This is a genomic window from Evansella halocellulosilytica, from assembly GCF_002335745.1.
GTDB lineage: Bacteria > Bacillota > Bacilli > Bacillales > Salisediminibacteriaceae > Bacillus_CA > Bacillus_CA halocellulosilytica.
Genome location: NZ_NIST01000001.1, coordinates 4764940 through 4776987, shown reverse-complemented (window position 1 = coordinate 4776987; position 12048 = coordinate 4764940). Strand labels below are relative to the sequence as shown.

At 39.5% G+C, this 12048-nt stretch carries 7 protein-coding genes and 2 CRISPR repeat arrays (1 of these 9 only partly in view); all 7 genes read left to right on the top strand.

Features of this window, described 5'->3' with window-relative positions:
- Positions 1-262: 262 nt before the first annotated feature.
- A CRISPR array of direct repeats spans positions 263-2939; the repeat unit is 32 nt; unit sequence GTCGCATCCCTCGTGGATGCGTGGATTGAAAT.
- 389 nt (positions 2940-3328) lie between these two features.
- The 7 genes from CD001_RS22570 to cas2 all read left to right on the top strand — a co-directional run bounded on the left by CD001_RS22570 (position 3329) and on the right by cas2 (position 11383).
- Positions 3329-5758: a CRISPR-associated helicase/endonuclease Cas3 gene (locus tag CD001_RS22570; protein ID WP_096189861.1), complete on the top strand. Its 2430-nt coding sequence runs from the start codon at positions 3329-3331 to the stop codon at positions 5756-5758.
- Between the two features lie 186 nt (positions 5759-5944).
- Positions 5945-6658 (top strand): type I-C CRISPR-associated protein Cas5c, encoded by a 714-nt coding sequence (gene cas5c / locus CD001_RS22565; RefSeq protein ID WP_096190728.1) that lies wholly within the window; start codon positions 5945-5947, stop codon positions 6656-6658.
- 1 nt (position 6659) lies between these two features.
- A complete protein-coding gene (gene cas8c, locus CD001_RS22560) occupies positions 6660-8534 on the top strand; it encodes a type I-C CRISPR-associated protein Cas8c/Csd1 (RefSeq protein ID WP_096189860.1) in 1875 nt (624 codons plus the stop codon).
- A gap of 2 nt (positions 8535-8536) precedes the next feature.
- Positions 8537-9400, top strand: a complete 864-nt coding sequence (gene cas7c / locus CD001_RS22555) for a type I-C CRISPR-associated protein Cas7/Csd2 (protein ID WP_096189859.1) — start codon at positions 8537-8539, stop codon at positions 9398-9400.
- Positions 9390-10046: a CRISPR-associated protein Cas4 gene (gene cas4, locus CD001_RS22550; RefSeq protein ID WP_096189858.1), complete on the top strand. Its 657-nt coding sequence runs from the start codon at positions 9390-9392 to the stop codon at positions 10044-10046. The genes cas7c and cas4 overlap by 11 nt, the downstream gene beginning before the upstream one ends.
- A gap of 1 nt (position 10047) precedes the next feature.
- Positions 10048-11079 carry a type I-C CRISPR-associated endonuclease Cas1c gene (gene cas1c / locus CD001_RS22545; protein WP_096189857.1) on the top strand — a complete coding sequence of 344 codons (1032 nt, stop codon included), beginning with the start codon at positions 10048-10050 and terminating at the stop codon, positions 11077-11079.
- A gap of 13 nt (positions 11080-11092) precedes the next feature.
- Positions 11093-11383: a CRISPR-associated endonuclease Cas2 gene (gene cas2 / locus CD001_RS22540; protein ID WP_096189856.1), complete on the top strand. Its 291-nt coding sequence runs from the start codon at positions 11093-11095 to the stop codon at positions 11381-11383.
- A gap of 159 nt (positions 11384-11542) precedes the next feature.
- Positions 11543-12048: a CRISPR direct-repeat array (repeat unit 32 nt; unit sequence GTCGCATCCCTCGTGGATGCGTGGATTGAAAT) (it continues 3683 nt past the right edge of the window).

Here is a 12048-nt window from a genome sequence, read left to right as displayed (position 1 = left end):
GTTTTGTATATTTTGGAGGGGGGATGAACTTGATTTCTCATATTTGTCAGAAAGATAATCCAGGGACTGAATTGTTAGATTTAGATGAACGATTAATCTTTTAGTGCGAATATAAAGTGCACATCGCTTTACAGGAAGGTTCGCACCATATTTTTCGAAGTTTATCATGATTTTCCTTTAATAGATTAAAGGGAATGATCATTTTTAATAAAGTATAGGCATGAATGAAGCTATTTAATAGCCTTTATGCCTGTATTTCGCAGTCGCATCCCTCGTGGATGCGTGGATTGAAATCTTAGTTGAAGAATAGAATTGCTTGTGCCATTACGTCGCATCCCTCGTGGATGCGTGGATTGAAATGTTTAAAATATCCAATTCATAATATCGCTCCATAGTCGCATCCCTCGTGGATGCGTGGATTGAAATTCCTGGAGGAGATGTGTTTGAGTCAATTTCGATGTCGCATCCCTCGTGGATGCGTGGATTGAAATTTCGTTTCAACCGCCCGATCTCTTACATACCTAGTCGCATCCCTCGTGGATGCGTGGATTGAAATTATTTTGTGCATTCGTTATTGAATTAGTGATCCTGTCGCATCCCTCGTGGATGCGTGGATTGAAATACTTCCTCATCAATTGGCATGTCTGACCCCCTAAGTCGCATCCCTCGTGGATGCGTGGATTGAAATATGGAGAGTGTTCGCTGCATCATCTTGCATGTTGTCGCATCCCTCGTGGATGCGTGGATTGAAATTTTAGCATTGTCAAAGTCCTCGATACCTAGTTGTGTCGCATCCCTCGTGGATGCGTGGATTGAAATAAACTGTTTACTATGTATCCCTATCACTAATAAAAGTCGCATCCCTCGTGGATGCGTGGATTGAAATCAAGCTCGTCGAGGTATCGCGGTGGATGGCATTGGTCGCATCCCTCGTGGATGCGTGGATTGAAATTTCTGGCAAATGTTTTGTAAACAAGCCGTGCTTTTGTCGCATCCCTCGTGGATGCGTGGATTGAAATAGCATGAAGATGAGTGATGCAAATCGTCCAAAGGGTCGCATCCCTCGTGGATGCGTGGATTGAAATTTCTGGCAAATGTTTTGTAAACAAGCCGTGCTTTTGTCGCATCCCTCGTGGATGCGTGGATTGAAATAGCATGAAGATGAGTGATGCAAATCGTCCAAAGGGTCGCATCCCTCGTGGATGCGTGGATTGAAATATCAAAAATGCTTGGACTAATGAATGATGATCTTGTCGCATCCCTCGTGGATGCGTGGATTGAAATCCCTTTTTATTAAACCAAAAATCGGAGTGACCAGAGTCGCATCCCTCGTGGATGCGTGGATTGAAATATGTAGATGCTTTAGCAGCATCGATAGCAAGTGTCGTCGCATCCCTCGTGGATGCGTGGATTGAAATGAATCTCTCTTTCTACTACCACGTCTTGACGACAGGTCGCATCCCTCGTGGATGCGTGGATTGAAATACACGCTCTACAACAATGTCTGTATACGCCTCACAGTCGCATCCCTCGTGGATGCGTGGATTGAAATAGGAGTCGGGATGACTTGAGCACGCATCAGTGTTGTCGCATCCCTCGTGGATGCGTGGATTGAAATACCAGTTTGAAGATTTTTTAAAAGTTTGTGAGCGTCGCATCCCTCGTGGATGCGTGGATTGAAATATCCTTAATAGGTTTGGCTTACATTATAAAAAAAGTCGCATCCCTCGTGGATGCGTGGATTGAAATTCCATACCGATTTTATTTAATCAACTACAACGCAGTCGCATCCCTCGTGGATGCGTGGATTGAAATTTCTTATCCTGGTGGGCAGTGGAGTCATGGGTGGAGTCGCATCCCTCGTGGATGCGTGGATTGAAATTTTGGAATCCGTAAGTGTAACGCCATATCACAAGTCGCATCCCTCGTGGATGCGTGGATTGAAATTTTGGAATCCGTAAGTGTAACGCCATATCACAAGTCGCATCCCTCGTGGATGCGTGGATTGAAATAAAATGATTATCCCGACTATGACATTTATCGTTTGTCGCATCCCTCGTGGATGCGTGGATTGAAATTCTATTTGAAGGTTGATGGAATTAATGCGTAGCTCGTCGCATCCCTCGTGGATGCGTGGATTGAAATGATGATATTTGGAATTATAACGAAACAAAACAACGTCGCATCCCTCGTGGATGCGTGGATTGAAATCGTCCGATTTGAAACCCAACAAGAATATCGTAATGTCGCATCCCTCGTGGATGCGTGGATTGAAATAACTTTATTTGCAGGGATTAACCTACAAATAAACCGTCGCATCCCTCGTGGATGCGTGGATTGAAATAACTTGAATGTTCATGTTTTTTTTCACCTCCTCGTCGCATCCCTCGTGGATGCGTGGATTGAAATCTCCAGTAGTACCTCATGTAACAACTTGACTGCAGTCGCATCCCTCGTGGATGCGTGGATTGAAATTGCATCAATTGATTTAATGTTTTCGATTGTCATTGGTCGCATCCCTCGTGGATGCGTGGATTGAAATTTTGAAAATATTTATAAATTTTATTGGAAATATTGTCGCATCCCTCGTGGATGCGTGGATTGAAATAGCAATTGAATAAACGAGATAATACATCGAATACAGTCGCATCCCTCGTGGATGCGTGAATTGAAATAATACGCATTATTAATTGTTTCCAATTATTTATTGTCGCATCCCTCGTGGATGCGTGGATTGAAATGCTATTAAGTTTTAGATTACCCGAACCCTTACAAGTCGCATCCCTCGTGGATGCGTGGATTGAAATATGAAAGGAAAAGGGATAGTCGCTTGTGGCTATCCGTCGCATCCCTCGTGGATGCGTGGATTGAAATACCTTATGGGCGGTGTGTAGCAGAGTATGGTGAGTCGCATCCCTCGTGGATGCGTGGATTGAAATAGTATTTTGCGAAAGAACAAACCCGAATCAACACCGTCGAACCCTTCCTGGATCAGTGAATTGAAATATTAATTGAAAAAGTGTGTCCTTAGAATCAGATCTTAACAGTATAACTTCGATTAAAGTCCCGGAATTCTAAAGGAAACATTGAACTTACTACATCCTTGTGACAGTTCGTGAAAAAAATATTAGCCGCTACAATCACTACCTGTCGCTCTTGTGAGCACCTGAAGTTGGAAAAGTTCATAAATATGAGTTACAAAAGAATTATTTTGTCGAACTTTCTTATGAGAATTTTATCTAAAACACAATTTTTATAGGTTATAAGACCTAATATTGTGATAATATTGAATTTAAAGGAAATATTATGTATATATTGGAGGGGAGTTATGGAATCGATTGCGCATATTCGTGAAAATGACAAGACAGTTCAAACGGTGGAACAACATTTGCATGAAGCGAAAGCTCTAGCTGAAGGTTATGGCAGCAATGTTAATATGAAGCATATTTGCGGTTTAGCAGCTTTGTTACATGATGCAGGAAAGCTAACAGAGGAATTTAGAAATTACATATTAAAAGCTGTGAATGATCCGGAATTTTCTCCAAAACGAGGAAGTGTTGACCACTCTACTGCAGGTGGAAAATTGTTGTTTGATCATTTCCATACGGAGGATAGATCAAACCCTTATTATTTAATACTTGCAGAAGTAGTCGGGAATGCGATCATTTCTCACCATTCATACCTTCATGACTATCTTGACTCACACTTAGAATCACCATTTTTAAGGAGAGTCCGTGATAAAGAGTTAACAAACTATGATCAGGCTAACCAATTATTCTTTGAAAAAGTTACAAGTGAACAGACTTATAAAGAGTATGTCACTAAAGCCGTAGGTGAATTGGAAGCACTACTGAAGCACACACCTCCAGAGAACTACCCCAAGACTCTTCATTTTATCACCAAATTTGTTTTTAGCACCCTAATTGATGCTGACAGAACGAATACTCGCCTTTTTGAAGAAAATAAAAAGCCTGAATGTGTCGATATTCAATCACTTATGTCTACCTATTATGACAAACTTGTGCATAAATTAAATGAATTTAAATCCCACCCACAATCGAGTAATCCGATTAATCAATTAAGAGCGTCGATGTCAGATCAATGCGATAAGTTTGCGGAAAAACCTTCTGATATTTATACGTTATCGATTCCAACAGGAGGTGGGAAAACACTCGCAAGTCTACGATATGCTTTAAAACACGCCAAATTATACAAGAAGAAACGAATCATTTACATCGTTCCTTTCACGACCATCATTGAACAGAATGCACAGGAAGTAAGAGACATCCTTCAGGATGATGAACACATTCTTGAGCATCATAGCAATGTTATGACAGATATGGCAGAAGATCATGAACATTTGGATGGTATAACCTCTGTTGAAGAAAAGCTAAGACTGGCAAAAGACAACTGGGATGCTCCAATTATTTTTACAACGATGGTCCAATTTTTGAATGTCTTTTATGAAAAAGGCAGTCGAAATGTGAGAAGACTGCACCGGTTAAGTGATGCTGTGATCATCTTTGATGAAGTACAGAAAGTACCTGTCAACTGTATTTCACTGTTTAATGAGTCCTTAAATTTTCTTAAAAACACATGCAAGTCGAGCATCGTATTATGTACGGCGACACAGCCTGCTCTTAATTTTGTAGATTACAAACTAGATGTTCCAAAAGAAAATGAGATGATTAAGGAAATTGAAAAAGTTAATGAAGCGTTTAAACGAACAACCATTATTGACCAATCATCTGAAGGACCTATGGATCTAAATGGATTACATGAATTTGTCACTAATAAGGTGCAGACAGAAAATAGTTTACTAGTCATTTTAAATACGAAATCAACAGTAAAGGATCTCTATTTATTATTGAAAGAATCTCGTCACGATGTGCTGATCTATCATTTAAGCACTTCTATGTGTGCAGCCCATAGAAAACAATTACTTAAAGAAATTCGTGAAAGACTGGATAATAATGAGCGTTTCATCTGTGTTACCACGCAACTAATTGAAGCAGGAGTTGATGTCGATTTTGACTGTGTGATTCGTTCGATTGCTGGACTGGATTCTATTGCTCAGGCAGCTGGAAGGTGTAACAGGCATGGTAAAAAAGAAGTGAAACACGTCTATTTAATTGACTGCCAAGATGAAAAGTTAACTAGGTTAAAAGAAATACAAAAAGGTAAAGACATTTCGAGAAAGCTGTTAAAAGGATTGAGTACAGTACCTGAAGATGCTGGGGAAGATATTCTTTCACACTCGGTGATGGAACGATATTTCCAAGAATTTTATACCGACCTAAGGCAAGACCTTGACTACCACATTCCAAATTTAGACGTAAAGATGACAGATTTGCTATTTAATGATAGGAATGAAAGCGAGTGGGTGAGCAGTCTATTAAGTAAAAGAAATGTGGCTCCGGCAACGTATCTAGTAACGAGTTACAGAACAGCAGCAGAACATTTTAAGGTCATCGACAATTTAACTACATCTGTGCTTGTACCTTATCAAGATGGTGAAGAGTTGATAGCCGATTTAAACGGGAATGATTCACTTGAAGATTTATCAAGGCTTATAAAGAAAGCACAGCATTATTCGATTAATATATATAGTCATCAAAAACAAGAGTTAGAAAGGTTGGGTGCTTTAGTGTCGTACTTGGATGGTTCTGTACTCGTCCTGAAGGATGGGTTTTATGATCAAGAGTTTGGATTAGATATTGAAGGTGAGGGAGGAAGTGCAGAAGCCTATCTATTTTAAATAGATAGGCTCCAACAATATTACTTATCTCATACTATATTTTTCAATCCACGCTTTTTAATAAAGCGACATTATTATAATATCATAAGTAAAGTTCATTAATATATTTCATATAATATGAAATAAGTATTGACTTGTTAGGAAGGGAGGTATATATTGGAATTATCAGAAAACGGAGGTGGTAGTTTGAGAAATGCAATTGAATTTGAAGTAACAGGGGATTATGCCTTGTTTACAGATCCTTTAACGAAACTTGGTGGTGAAAAACTCAGTTATCAAGTCCCGACATATCAAGCATTGAAGGGGATTGTCGAATCAATTTATTGGAAGCCTACTATCATTGTATTTGTCGATGCGATTAGAATTATGAACCCGATTCGAATGGAGTCAAAAGGCATACGTCCTATTGAATACAGCAGCGACAAAAATACGTTAGCAAACTATACGTATTTACGAGATGTGTGTTATCAAGTAAAAGCGCATTTTGAATTTAATGAGTATCGTCCGGACTTAGCATACGACCGTAACGAACACAAACATCACAATATTATGAAACGTGCATTGAAAGCCGGTGGACGCCGGGATATTTTTCTTGGAACTCGTGAGTGCCAAGGCTATGTAGAACCGTGTACATTTGGCGAAGGTATAAGTTATTACGACAATTATGGTGAGCTGGCATTAGGGACGATGGTGCACGGGATCAATTATCCAGATGAAACAGGAAGAGACGATATGGAAGTACGACTGTGGAGTCCAGTCATGAAAGACGGAGTCATTCAATTTATTAGACCTGAAGAGTGCAACCATGTCCGTCACGTAAGAAAAATGAAGAACAAACATTTTGATGAAACGAATATGGAAGCAGTGGATGAATTATTAAACAGTCTAGGAGGTGAATAATGTGAGCTGGCTACAGCATCTCTATGAAACTTATGATTATAATGCTGATAAAATTGGCGTCATCGAGAAAAAAAGAAACGGACAGGAGTATACATTGCTTCCTGTTTCCCACACAACTCAAACAGCACACATAGAGGTAAACGTAACGGAAGATGGAAACTTCCATTCAGCATCAGTTGTGGAGAAAAATGATGCGAGTACAGTAATACCAGCGACAGAGAGTTCAGCAAACAGAGCAGGGTCTAAAGTTGCTCCTTACCCCCTCCATGATAAGCTTAGCTATACAGCAGGAGATTTTGTCCAATATGGTGGAGAGACTAAAAAAAATGAGCAGTATAAAGCCTATATTACACAGCTGGGGAAATGGGCTGAATCTTCACATTCAAATAAAAAAGTTAGAAGTATTTATAACTATTTAAAACAAGGATCATTAATTAATGACCTCGTTAAAGAAAAAGTCATCTATTTAGATGAATCTGAAAAACTGATCAATAAGTGGAATAAGAAATACGAAGAACTTCAGGATAAGAAACCACCAATATTTACTCTAGCTACTGGTGGACAAGAAAGTGCTTTTGTTCGCTTTAATGTTTACTCTACTGAAAAACTACTAACGAAAGTCTGGAATGACAAGGAAGTATATGACTCTTTTATCGGTTTCTATAAAGATCAACTAGGAGATATGGATTACTGTTTTGTCACAGGTCAACAAGGGCCGGCCACAACGATGCACGCAAATAAAATTCGTCACTCTGGTGACAAAGCAAAACTGATTTCCGCAAATGATAAAGCGGGCTTTACCTTTCGGGGGAGATTTAAAGAAAGTGAGGAGGTAGCTGCGATCAGTTATGACGCTTCTCAAAAAGCCCACAATGCGTTGAAATGGTTGATTCATAGGCAGGCAAAAGTTATTGATGAGCGAGTGTTCCTTTTATGGGAAAAAGGGCATAAGCCTCTCCCTCTAGATGAAGACAGCCTTAACTTGTTTGGTACAACTTCTGTACCGAAAGGGTACACGAATAAAGAATATGCAAGAGAATTTTCGATTGCAATCGAAGGTTATAAAGCAAATTTATCAACAAAATCAGAAAATATCCAAATTCTTGTGTTAGATTCTGCTACAACTGGAAGGCTAGCAGTTCTCTATTACAGATACCTTGATATAAAAGATTATATAGAACGAATTGAGAATTGGCACCTCTCATGCTGGTGGTGGCACACTTATCGCAAAGATGATGGAAAGACTATTGTATTTTCTGGTCCACCTGCAACGAAAGATATTGCTTTCGCGGCTTATGGCTCTCGGGCTAATGACAAAGTAGTGAAAGGTGTAATGGAACGGATGCTTCCATGTATTATTGATAAACGGCCAATCCCAGCAGATATTTTAAAAAGTGCCTATCATAGAGCGTCCAATCCAGTGTCAATGGAAATGTGGGAATGGGAGAAAACATTAAGTATTGCGTGTGCTTTAATTAACCATAAGGAGGGGTATGAAGTGAGATTAAACCATGAAGAGACAAACCGAGATTACTTGTTTGGTAGATTATTAGCTATTGCTGATGTACTTGAACGAAGATCGCTCGGAAAGGATGAAAGGCGAGCAACGAATGCCATTCGTTATATGAACTCTTTTTCAAGGCACCCTGCAAGGACGTGGAAAACGATTCAATCGAGTTTGCAGCCATATCAGGCTCGTCTTGGGGCAAATGCCGGGTATTTGTCAAGCATGATTGATGATGTAGCATCACAAATTGAGATCGAGGACTTTAATAACAAACCATTATCCGAAAAATACTTACTCGGTTTTTACAGTCAACGTCATGACTTGTATCAAAAAAAAGAAACGAAATTACAAACAATTGAGGAGGAATAATAATGAATGTATTAAATCACAAGATTGATTTTTCTGTTGTTATGTCGGTTACAAAAGCAAACCCTAATGGAGATCCCCTTAACGGAAACCGGCCAAGGCAAAACTATGATGGTTACGGTGAAATATCAGATGTAGCCATTAAGAGAAAAATCAGGAATCGGTTGCAAGATATGGAGGAGCCTATATTCGTACAGTCTAATGACAAGAGGACTGACTCATATAAAAGCTTAAAAGAACGAGCAGAATCAGTGGAGGAGCTTGCAGCGATTTTAAAATCAAAAGAAAGTAAGCCTGAAGAATTCGCTGAAACGGCCTGCAAAACATGGATTGATGTCCGTGCCTTCGGTCAAGTTTTTGCTTATAAAGGTTCCGGAAGTGGTACAGGTGTTTCTGTCGGAGTACGTGGACCTGTCTCTATTCACACTGCAACAAGTGTTGACCCAATTGATATTACAAGTATGCAAATAACGAAAAGTGTGAACTCAGAGCCAGGGAAAGAACGGGGATCTGACACAATGGGGATGAAGCATAGAGTTGATTTTGGAGTCTTCGTTTTTCACGGCAGCATCAATACTCAATTAGCTGAAAAAACAGGATTTACTGCAGAAGATAGCAATAAATTAAAGGAAGCACTTGTCACACTTTTTGAAAATGATGCATCTTCAGCAAGACCTGAGGGGAGTATGGAAGTTCATAAAGTGATTTGGTGGGAGCATAATTCGAAGCTTGGACAATACTCGGCAGCTAAAGTACACCGAGCACTAGAGGTGAAAAGTGAAGTACCTGATCCAAAATCAATTGACGATTATACTATTCATATTAACGATTTAAAAGGATTAAAGATGGAAGAGTTAAATGGCCTTTAAGAACGAAGAGCATTATTTGATGCTTTCTGGAATCCAGCACTTCAAGTTTTGTAAACGGCAATGGGCACTTATTCATATCGAGCAGCAGTGGGAGGAGAACGTAAAGACAGTTGAAGGGCAGCATTTACACAAGAAAGCCGATCAGCCGATGATTAAAGAAAAGCGTTTTGATAAAATCACTGTCAGAGCGTTGCCAATCCAGTCCCATGAACTTGAAATTACCGGTGTGTGTGATGTTGTTGAATTTAGGGAAGACGACAATGGTATTCCTATTCAGGGGATAGAAGGAACGTTCCTCCCTTTCCCTGTAGAATATAAAAGAGGGAAGCCGAAACAGGGAGAAGAAGATGTCTTACAATTGACCGCCCAGGCAATGTGTTTAGAAGAGATGCTCGTGTGTTCTGTAAATAAAGGATATTTATATTACGGGGAAACAAAGCACCGTGTGGCTGTTGATATCACCGAAAACGAACGTATCAAAGTGAAAGAAATAGTAAACGAGATGCACAGTTATTATAAAAAACGTCATACTCCAAGGGTGAAAACGGGGGCTTTCTGTAAGAGCTGCTCTTTACAGCATATTTGTCTGCCAAAGTTGATGAATAAGGAAACCGTTCAAAGATATATTGAAAGGAAACTTTCCTAAAATGAAGAAATTATTAAACACGTTATTTGTCACGCAACCTGACGTGTATTTGGCACTAAACGGTGAAAATGTGATTTTATTAAAGGATGAAGAGAAGCTGGGACGTATTCCGCTTCACAATTTGGAATCGATTGTAGCATTTGGCTATACAGGTGCCAGTCCAGCTTTAATGGGATACTGTGCAGAGAATAATATTTCATTATTGTTTTACACGATGACTGGACGATTTCTCGCCAAAGTTATTGGTGAGAGCAGAGGGAATGTGATTCTAAGGAAAACTCAGTACCGTCTTTCAGATAGTGAACAAGAGTCTGTGAAAATAGCACGGAATTTTATTCTTGGGAAACTGTATAACAATAAATGGATATTGGAAAGAGCCACACGTGACTATCCCCTTCGCCTTGATGTTTCAAAATTTAAAGAGGCTTCTAGGCAGTTAACAAATATCATGAGCGACGTAAAAGAATGTGATAATTTAGAGAGTCTAAGGGGGTTAGAAGGTCAAGGGGCTGTTGTATACAACAGACTGTTAGATGACTTAATCTTACACCAAAAAAAAGTTTTTTATTTCCGAAAGAGAAGTAGAAGACCACCAATGGATTCGTTTAATGCAATGCTGTCATTTGCGTATTCGCTTTTGGCAAATGATACAGCAGCTGCTCTCGAAGGTGTTGGTCTGGATTCATATGTTGGCTTTTTACATCGAGACAGGCCAGGGCGTGTTTCACTAGCACTTGATTTGATGGAGGAACTTCGTGGTTTATATGCTGATAAATTTGTACTTTCTCTCATAAACAAGAAAGTCTTTAATGAAAGTGACTTTTTAAAAAAAGAAAATGGTGCAGTATTATTTAAGGATGATGCAAGAAAAACATTTCTAAAAGCTTGGCAAACAAGAAAGCAAGACAAAATAACACATCCGTTTCTTGGCGAAAAAGTAGAATGGGGGCTTGTTCCCCATGTACAGTCATTATTACTTGCTCGATATTTACGTGGTGATCTTGATCAATACCCGCCATTTCTTTGGAAGTAGGTGAATCTTCTTTATGCTTGTTCTCATTACGTATGATGTGAGTACCATGAGTGGTACTGGGCAAAAAAGACTTCGTAAAGTTGCGAAGGTCTGTCAAAGGTACGGACAAAGAGTTCAAAACTCTGTTTTCGAGTGTGTCATTGATTCGACTCAATTTACTTCCCTAAAAATGGAGCTAAGTGACATTATTGATGAAACAGAAGATAGTCTCAGGTTTTACAAGTTAGGTAATAATTATAAATCGAAAGTAGAACATATTGGGGCTAAAGAATCATTAGACTTAGAAGACCCGTTAATCTTTTAGTGCGAATATACAGTGCACATATTTTTCTAGGGGGTTTCGCACCTTAATTTTAAAAGTTTTACGGGATTACTTTTTATCTTAATAAAGTGATTATCTCTTTTTATTGAAATGTAGGCAAAAATAATATCGTTAATCGGTTCTTTATACCTACATTTCGCAGTCGCATCCCTCGTGGATGCGTGGATTGAAATAAAAAGTTGAGAGAGATGAAGTGCATCCAGATCTGTCGCATCCCTCGTGGATGCGTGGATTGAAATCGTCTGCACTCGAATATCTACCCGAAATTTACCAGTCGCATCCCTCGTGGATGCGTGGATTGAAATCTGCCCTCACTACTGAACAGGATGAAGCCATACGGTCGCATCCCTCGTGGATGCGTGGATTGAAATTATGGGAAATTTGGAGAAGAAGTAATTAAACGTGGTCGCATCCCTCGTGGATGCGTGGATTGAAATATTTCGTATGGCTTGGGGTGCGTTAAGAACAGCGTGTCGCATCCCTCGTGGATGCGTGGATTGAAATAAAAATGGAGGTGTAGGTCGGTATAATACGTATAGTCGCATCCCTCGTGGATGCGTGGATTGAAATCTCCAGTTGTGCAATTGTTTCAGGGAGCTTACTGTCGCATCCCTCGTGGATGCGTGGATTGAAATCCTGTCATCACC